This is a genomic window from Aliibacillus thermotolerans (assembly GCF_027853235.1).
GTDB classification, from domain to species: Bacteria; Bacillota; Bacilli; order Bacillales; family Marinococcaceae; genus Aliibacillus; species Aliibacillus thermotolerans.
Genome location: NZ_WKJG01000088.1, coordinates 1 through 2,480, shown reverse-complemented (window position 1 = coordinate 2,480; position 2,480 = coordinate 1). Strand labels below are relative to the sequence as shown.

The window sequence follows — 2,480 nt, the reverse complement described above, 5'->3', positions numbered from 1 at the left end:
AAGGACAAGCAGCTACCGCTGTGGCTCTGTGTTTAACCTAGAGATAGAAGTTTTATCAACTAAAATAAGCAGGCTAACTTTTCTACCGGAAATAGGGTTATTTACACAAAATTATTGACACACCCTAGGTTTGTTTTTTCGTTAACGAAAAATAAATCTTTAACAGAGGATATTGTTCAAGAAACATTTACACGTGCTTATTTGAATTTGGACAGTTTTAGGAATCAGCCTAATAAAGCATGGCTTTTCACTGTTTCTCGCAATATTTTTTATTACCACTTAAGGAAAAATAAAAGAATTGCCGATATTGAACATGATTTTTCAACTATCCCAGATACAGGTGAATCTCCTGAAGGAAAACTTTTCGAAAAAGAAAACGTTCAAAAAATACGCGAGGAAATCATGAATCTGAGAGGAAATTATCGAGACGCTATTATTTGTTTTTATGTGAGGGATCTTACCTATAAAGAGGCAGCCGAAGAAATGAATGTGACTGAATCAAATTTCAAAAGCATTTTATTTCGTGCAAAACAAAGTCTAAAACGTTCTTTGAAAAGAAAGGGTGAATCATTTGAATAGCGAAGAGTTCAAAGCAAAATTTAAAAAATATCGAATGGGGATGTTAACCGTTGAAGAGGAAGAGCAGTTTGAAGATGAATTAGAAAAACTTGATGAATACCAAGCTTTCCTAGAAGTAGAAACAGCTGGGATATCAAGTGGGGATGAATATAGCCTAGAAACTGAAAGGAAAATCCTAAGACGTAGCCAATTGTCTGCATATTTTCGGATGGGATTGATTTCCATAGTGGTATCTCTTCTCCTTCTTCCAACCCTGAATTTATTCGCAATGGCTTTCGACATTTTTCCGTAAAGTAATTCTCCTACGGGAAAGTGTCAACAATTGCCTTTTATACAAGGAGATGAACTTATGAAAATAACAAACCGAAAGTTAGATATGAGCAGTATCGTTCATGGTCTGGCTTACACCTTAATTATTATTAACCTGTTTTTTATGAATTTAAATGTCTTAATAGGAAAACCAATTTATTTTATGACGAATATTTCTTTAAGCTTACTTGCAATTCTATTTGGTGTTATCGTCTTATATATGAGAAAAGGAATAGATAGCACCCCAGTAATAGGTATTCTCATCAATGTATATTCAATCGTTATTGTAGTTGGCACACTATTCTTTTATGAAAGTTGATATTGGGGGAGATAAAATGTTTTTAAACAAACCATATGGATATTGGTCTGTATTATTAAGTATAGTAGGTTCTTTGTTTTTAGTTACACCTTATTTCATTTCACCAAGTGACCCGCAAGGAATGATTGTAATAAGCATGAAGATAATGTTGGTTGTAGCCATTATTTTGTTAACTTTGGGGATTGTGGCAAGTATCTTAGCTATTAAAAAGAAAGAGGTTGGCGTAAAAAAGTACTTCGGTATATTGCTCCCTATACTCATCATTCTATTTGTAATTTTGATTCCTATCCTCATGGGAATAGGCTTCATGCTTAACGATAATCCATAAAATCAAAAGGTAGAGCATCGCGCTCTACCTTTTCCTTAACATCCAAAATACAACCTTTTGGCTTGGAATGCTACAACTACTCTATCACTACCAGCGTTGTCAGTTCCACGAGCACAATTAATTAGTGTTTGGTCACAAGAACAACGGGCTGGATAGGATGAATTATTCACATAACAGCAGTCGTGCGATTTACAGCAACGATCTAATGCGTTTACCGGTGTAGGTGTGCTACCACAGCCATTACCACAATTTGCTCCACACCATTTGTACGTTACAATTGGATTCCATGGCAAGCCACCGTATCTAAATTTACAGCACGTCCCTAATCCGTCCCAATTGAAACATGGAACGGGTGAAGCCATGAGAGAGATTCCATCAGTGATTACAAAACAAGGAAATAGCTGAATTAATAGGCAGTTCGCCGCAAAATGTATCTAAACTACACAAAAGAGCGTTACAAAAACTGAAAGACCATCTTCAAAAGGAGTGGAGTAATTATGATGACAACTGAAGTAGCAATAAAACAATTGTATCCAAAAATAAAAAAGTCACTATATTCTACCAGCCCTCAAAATCGTGAAGATTTAGAACAAGAATTAAAAATGAAAATAACCGAGTGTTTCCATAATAATGTTTTTGAATATACCCCAGGATTTTGGGAGTTTTCCGAGCGATTTGATTAGAGCTAAAGGTTCTGGAAGGACTGTCTCAAACAGTCCTTCTGCAAAGGCAGCAAGTTTCATTAGCGTAGGAAATATCGGCTTTCTTTATGTCGAATTTTGCTTAGCGTATGTTTTCCGCGTTTTGTTGGTAGGACCCCTCATACATCATTCCTTTCCTTTTATATTCTTTTTGTTGAGGTAATTGATCTTCATCGGCATACTTCTTAGCAGTTCTCCAATTAATCTTCATTACTCTTTGTATTTCAGAGATTGATAGTCCCTT

Annotated in this window: 5 protein-coding genes; all 5 read left to right on the top strand. The window is 35.4% G+C overall.

Annotated elements, in window-relative coordinates:
* Window positions 1-114 precede the first annotated feature (114 nt).
* The 5 genes from GJS40_RS12820 (at window position 115) to GJS40_RS12800 (ending at window position 2,218) form a co-directional block, all read left to right on the top strand.
* On the top strand, window positions 115-579 hold the full coding sequence (locus GJS40_RS12820) for an RNA polymerase sigma factor (protein WP_270898253.1): 465 nt from the start codon (window positions 115-117) through the stop codon (window positions 577-579).
* The gene (locus tag GJS40_RS12815; RefSeq protein ID WP_270898252.1) at window positions 572-871 is read left to right on the top strand and encodes a hypothetical protein; all 300 of its coding nucleotides are present in this window, start codon (window positions 572-574) and stop codon (window positions 869-871) included. Before GJS40_RS12820 ends, GJS40_RS12815 begins: the two co-directional genes overlap by 8 nt.
* Window positions 872-928: 57 nt before the next feature.
* Window positions 929-1,207, top strand: coding sequence for a hypothetical protein (locus GJS40_RS12810; RefSeq protein WP_270898251.1), 279 nt, complete (start codon window positions 929-931; stop codon window positions 1,205-1,207).
* Window positions 1,208-1,223: 16 nt separating this feature from the next.
* A complete protein-coding gene (locus tag GJS40_RS12805; RefSeq protein WP_270898250.1) occupies window positions 1,224-1,535 on the top strand; it encodes a hypothetical protein in 312 nt (103 codons plus the stop codon).
* Between the two features lie 497 nt (window positions 1,536-2,032).
* Entirely contained in the window at window positions 2,033-2,218 is a 186-nt protein-coding gene (locus tag GJS40_RS12800) for a hypothetical protein (RefSeq protein ID WP_270898249.1), read from the top strand.
* Window positions 2,219-2,480 lie beyond the last annotated feature (262 nt).